2 protein-coding genes and 5 pseudogenes are annotated in these 5,318 nt (G+C 59.1%); 2 read left to right on the forward strand and 5 right to left on the reverse strand.

Going from position 1 to position 5,318, the window contains the following annotated elements; translation table 11 throughout:
- Positions 1–246, reverse strand: a pseudogene (locus RFN28_RS34155) (methylaspartate ammonia-lyase); the annotation flags it as partial.
- 371 nt (positions 247–617) lie between these two features.
- Positions 618–1,781 (reverse strand): M20 aminoacylase family protein, encoded by a 1,164-nt coding sequence (locus RFN28_RS34160; RefSeq protein ID WP_320291528.1) that lies wholly within the window; start codon positions 1,779–1,781, stop codon positions 618–620.
- 368 nt (positions 1,782–2,149) lie between these two features.
- Between RFN28_RS34160 and RFN28_RS34165 the strand changes: the two are divergent.
- Together RFN28_RS34165 and RFN28_RS34170 are read left to right on the forward strand one after the other, a co-directional pair.
- Positions 2,150–2,383: pseudogene (locus tag RFN28_RS34165) on the forward strand (IS110 family transposase); the annotation flags it as partial.
- A pseudogene (locus RFN28_RS34170) lies at positions 2,383–2,925 on the forward strand (transposase); the annotation flags it as partial. The pseudogenes RFN28_RS34165 and RFN28_RS34170, both read left to right, overlap by 1 nt.
- Positions 2,926–3,148: 223 nt before the next feature.
- Here RFN28_RS34170 and RFN28_RS35015 read toward each other — a convergent pair.
- The 3 genes and pseudogenes from RFN28_RS35015 to RFN28_RS34180 all read right to left on the reverse strand — a co-directional run.
- Positions 3,149–3,268: pseudogene (locus tag RFN28_RS35015) on the reverse strand (IS701 family transposase); the annotation flags it as partial.
- A 22-nt stretch (positions 3,269–3,290) separates the two neighbouring features.
- Positions 3,291–3,848 (reverse strand): 4'-phosphopantetheinyl transferase family protein, encoded by a 558-nt coding sequence (locus tag RFN28_RS34175; RefSeq protein ID WP_320291529.1) that lies wholly within the window; start codon positions 3,846–3,848, stop codon positions 3,291–3,293.
- A gap of 284 nt (positions 3,849–4,132) precedes the next feature.
- A pseudogene (locus tag RFN28_RS34180) lies at positions 4,133–5,309 on the reverse strand (IS91 family transposase).
- Positions 5,310–5,318 lie beyond the last annotated feature (9 nt).

Genomic DNA, 5,318 nt, shown 5'->3' on the forward strand with positions numbered 1-5,318 from the left:
AGGATCGCGCCCGCCAGCACCAGAGTACTGCACGTTCATCATGTCGCCCCAAACAACGGTTTCGTCGGGGAGGATCAGCCCGATGCTGAGCGAAGATGCTGGAATGCGGATCGAATTGAACCCAGGCGTTGTCGGTTCGCCGACATAGATGAAGCCGTCGTGGGTCGCGCCAGACCTAATAGCAGCTTGATCGTCGTAGAAGAATGCGCCGTTGCCAGGCGCAAGGAGAACGTCTTTGATCTGCACTTTACTTCACTCGATTCATTTGGACCGCGCGTAGCGGAAGCAATTCGATCCGCTGACGCCGAGTATGCGCCACTTGCCGTTGAAGTTGCTAATATAATGTCCCGGACGATCCCATCGCGTTTGCAGATAGACACCGCCATTTAGTGTCCTTTGGCCTAACCGAGTAGTGATAACCGGGCCACTTGATAAGTGCGCGTTCGACGGGCTTACCATTGTGCGGACTGATCGATTCAGCTAGTGACTGCCGATTTCTCCAATTTTCGTCATGCGGAGGCAGTTGTCTCTGGTGCCAGAAGGCAGCACGAAAGGATACGAGCGACTGTACCCCCCACTACGAGCCTCTTACAGATGCATCCGATGGATGATGAACTTCATGCGGCCAATGTCGTCTCGACGAGGCTGACCCAATAACCAATACCGTAAGGAAGGGCTTCGTCGTTAAAGTCGTAAGCCGAGTTGTGTACAGTCGCTGTCGGTCCGTTCCCGAGCCAGATCATCGCGCCTGGCCGCGCTTCGAGCATGTACGCGAAATCTTCCGAGCCCATCAGAGGCTTGACCTTGTCGTTCACGGCACCCTTGCCAACGAGGTTTCGAGCAGCTGCGACTGCCAGATCAGTCTCCTCGGTATGATTAATGGTCATCGGTTCGAGGCGCCGGTATTTCAGCTCAACATCTGCGCCGAAACCCTGCGCGATGCCTCGAGCGGACGCGAAAATCTGATGCTCGGCGAAGTCCCGAATGCTCGGCAGCAGCGTCCTGACGGTCCCCGACAACTCAACCGTATCCGGGATGATGTTATAAGCCTGCGCGGCGCTCAGTTTTGTGATGGAAATGACGAGCGATTCCGTGGGATCAGTGTAGCGAGATACCAAGGTCTGCAGGCCGAGAATGATCTGTGCTCCAATAACGACCGGATCGATCGTCAGATGTGGGATTGCCGCATGACCACCTCTACCCCTTATTGTGATATCGAACTCATCGAGCGCGGCCAATAATGGCCCATCAACGATAGCAAATTTCCCAACATCGAGACCCGGCGAGTTGTGCATGCCAAAGACCTGAGAGATGCCAAAGCGGTCCATCATGCCTTCCTGCACCATCTTCTGACCGCCTCGTCCGTCTTCTTCAGCTGGCTGGAAGATCAAGGCGACCGTGCCTTTGAAGTTCCGCGTCTTAGCAAGGTGCTTTGCGGCCCCAAGAAGCATAGCTGTATGGCCATCATGGCCGCACGCGTGCATCTTGCCCGGCGCCCGTGAGGACCACGGCTTATTTGATGCTTCCGCTATCGGCAGGGCATCCATATCCGCCCTCAGACCGATAGTTGGGCCATCACCACCTTCGCCTTGGATCAGTGCGACGACCCCGGTCTCAGCAATCCCGGTTTCAATGTGATTGATACCGAAAGAAGCCAGCTTCTCGGCGACGAAGCTGGCCGTGTTGTGTAGTCGGTAGTCGAGTTCCGGGTGCTGATGCAGATGACGGCGCCACTCCGCGACCTCGGGCTGCATTTCTCGGAAACTTTCGAACTTTTGCATCCATTAGGTCCTGGCTGGTTTGGTCGCCGCCGCGCATGTTTCGTTACATCACACGAGCATCAATGGCCCAACCACGTGCGTCAAATGCAGTTTGTATATCGTAGTCATCTAGGAACGAGATTGGAAGCAGTACAGATTTCGGGGCATGAAGCTAGAGCTTGCCTGATGAGGCTGGGGGCGGATGGGCAGGTCTGACGGTTATTCCAAGCCGGGTACAGGTCTTCATCGGGCCGAGCGAGACGTCGCGACCACCGCGTCCCGCGGGACCGTCGAGAACGCGCAGGCTTGCAGCGATGGAAACAGGTAGTCGGCCGGTCCAGCATGACGTAGCGACGGACGACACGGTCGAGGCGCACGCGTAGCCGTCCCGCGCCAGTCACGTCAATCGCGTCAAGGGCCTGCTGTTCAGCCAAGGCGTCTCCGGCTACGAGCCGCTGCGCCGTGATCGGCGTAAGCAACTGGAGGAACTTAAGACCGGCGACGGGCGACATTGCCCGCCCATTTGAAGGCAGATCGGCCGCGAACTCAATCGGCTGGAATTTGTTCTGGAAGAGATCAAGACGGTCGAAGCCGCGCGCGATGCCATGCTTGCTGCTCCTGAGGCCACAAGATCTACCCGCATCTGTTGCGCGGGATGAAGATCGCACGGGAGAACCATGTCTGGGCGATGGACATCAGCTACATCCCGATGCGGCGCGGCTTCGTCTATCTGGCGGCCGTCGTCGACGTGTTCAGCCGGCGGGTGCTGGCCCATTTCACGATGGAGGCGGCGTTTTGCGTCGAAGCGCTCGAGGAAGCCCTGGCCAGACATGGCCGACCCGAGATCTTCAACACGGACCAGGCAGCCAGTTCGCCAGCCTCAAGTTCACAGGCGTGCTGACGGTGGCGAGCGTGTCCATCAGCATGGACGGCAAAGGTGCCTGGCGCGACAACGTCTTCGTCGAGCGGCTGTGGCGCACGATCAAATACGAGGAGGTCTATCTGCGCGCCTACGACAGCGTGTCCGAGGCCCGCGCGTCGATCGCCCGGTATCTCGCCGTCTATAATGGAAGGGCGCCCGCATTCGAGCCTTGACGGGCGCACGCCAGGCTTATTTCGGCGCGCAAAGCCCCGCGCTCAACGTAACCGGCAGGATGCCACTTAAAATTCCGGGGGGGCGCTTTCCAATACTGCGTTTGGGGACGGAAACTAGCCTAGCTGGGGCCAAAGAGCCAATGTGCTCGTTTTTGGGATCCTGATCTGCAGATCACATACCGGCCAGCGGCTTCTGGAAATGCCGCACATGAAGGCCTACAGAAGACCGCACTCGACCACGCATGTGGTTGGGAAACTTCTTGCATAGGGGCGGCAACTACAGAGGCTCCACAATTAGACCGAACCGACAGAACATAAGGCTGGCCGCGGCTTCCGCATTCGGCGCAGCTTCGATCCGAACCATAAAGCGCATCGGCCACTGCCCACGCGCAGGGCACGCCTGCATCGAGAGCATACGACGCTCAAGCAAAGGCATCACGCTCCTCGAAATCGCGCAGCCACGGCCATCATCCCCATGCGAAATGGGAGATAAATTCCGTTTATGATCCGACTGCCGAAACTCATAGGTTTGTCTGAGTTGACAATCTCGGCCTCGAACGACCCGCTTTCGTGCTTGATCCTGACACAGACATCTTGAAAATCCAAGAATGCACCAGTACCCGGCGCGTATGATTTGTATACGGCTTCTTTTATCACAAGGATCAGTTTCGGACCGAAACGACTGCTGGACCATTCCGCCCGCTCTGTTTCGGTAGGCGTGCATATGATCGGCAGCAGGTCCGCTCCGAGTGGTTCATCATCTTCAATGTCCAGCCCAAGAGCGAGCACGTTATCGACACGTGCGGCAACGGCTCCGCAGTCGCAGCAAGAGTGGGAAATGCTTCCGACGACTCCGGAAGGCCACAGAGGAGCGCCATCTGACCTCGGCAAGATCGGGACAGGAGCAACACCCAATTGACGCAACGCCACACGAGCGTGATGCCGTCCCCAAGCGAACTCACGCCGACGACGAAGCGAGACGTTTCCCAGCATGTCGGTTTCCGTGGCAAATGGAAGCGGAGTCGGATCACCTAGTGGCTCGCCCGAAAAGCTGATGTCATGCCCCAAGGTCGAGCAAATAGTAGCCTCTAAAGTCGCGAGCGTCGTCATAGGTAAACAAGCCCTTTGTCTTGAAAGTGTAAAGCTGCTTGGCAGGCTTTGCCAGCGCTAGCCTGAAATCGAACCGACGTGACACATGACGCACCGGAGGGCCTGGCCGAAGGTCTGAATATCGACGGAAATGTCTGCTTGCAGGCACCGGGGACGAGACCAATCCTTCATCTTTCACCCCTCAGCCCATGGCGCTCCGCTGGATTGAAAGAGCAGGTTTCACCTGAACTCCGGGGCCGAATCGCGGTACCGCCTTTTTCGTAACCAGCCCTCACCGTGTTCGAAGCAATCGACGTGCCAATCAAAAAAGTCATGCGAACCTTGGCGGCGCGATGACCGTTGGCGAGGAAGCCGTAATGACGGATGCGATGGAAGCCGTCGGGCAGCGTGTGCAGGAGGAAACGGCGGATGAACTCATCGGCATCGAGCGCCATGACGATAATCCCGCCAGCGGAACGCGACGCGATCGTCGGCCATGCTGACCAGCCGGGAGTTGGCGATGGCGACGCGATGGGTGTAGCGGCCAAGATAGGCCAGCACCTGTTGCGGCCCGCCGAAGGGCGGCTTGGCGTAGACGACCCATTCGAGGCGACGGACTTCAGCGAGCAAGCGGGCGAAGGCGTCGGGCTTTGCCAGGTGGGCGAGATCGCCGAAGAAGCCCAGCCGGCCCGCATCATGGGCCACTCGCAGTTCCTCCAGGAAGCGGCGGCGAAACTGGCCCGACAGCACGCGCACGGGTAAAAAGAATCCCGGCCTGCACGAGATCCAGCGTGTGCAGTCCGGCGAGACGCCACCGCCCGGCACGATGCAATGCAGGTGCGGATGGTAGGTGAGAGTCTGGCCCCAGCTGTGCAGCACTGCGATGAGGCCGATCTCGGCGCCCAGATGTCTGGGATCGGCAGTGATCGTGCTCAGCGTCTCGGCCGCCGCCTTGAACAGGATCGTGTAGAGCGCCGTCTTGTTGTGGAAGGCGATTGCGGCGACCTCGACCGGCAGCGTGAACACCACGTGGAAGTAGGGCACCGGCAGAAGCTCGTCCTGCCGCGCGGCGAGCCAGTCCCGGCAGGCCTGGCCCTGGCACTTGGGGCAATGCCGGTTGGGCATTCCCCATTAGTTGCCTTGGACTAACCCGCTCCGCGACGCGGAGCGGGTTAGTCCAAGGCAGGAATTGTAGGCCACGCGAATCGACCCGCAGGAGCGGCAGCCCTCGACATGACCGCCCAGTTCGGCGGTCCGGCATAACTCGATCGCGCTCATCACACGCCGCTCGACACGTCCGAGATGGCCGTCATGAACCTGCCGATACGCCTCGCCGTGGCGGCCGAAGATATCCGCCACCTCCAGTCTCGCCGA

Origin of the sequence: Mesorhizobium album (assembly GCF_033977205.1) — a bacterium.
GTDB classification, from domain to species: Bacteria; Pseudomonadota; Alphaproteobacteria; order Rhizobiales; family Rhizobiaceae; genus Mesorhizobium; species Mesorhizobium album.

Excerpts from the sequence above, each read along its gene's own strand:
- RFN28_RS34160 (WP_320291528.1), bottom strand. The coding sequence starts at position 1,781 with ATGCAAAAGTTCGAAAGTTTCCGAGAAATGCAGCCCGAGGTCGCGGAG.
- RFN28_RS34175 (WP_320291529.1), bottom strand. The coding sequence starts at position 3,848 with ATGCTGGGAAACGTCTCGCTTCGTCGTCGGCGTGAGTTCGCTTGGGGA.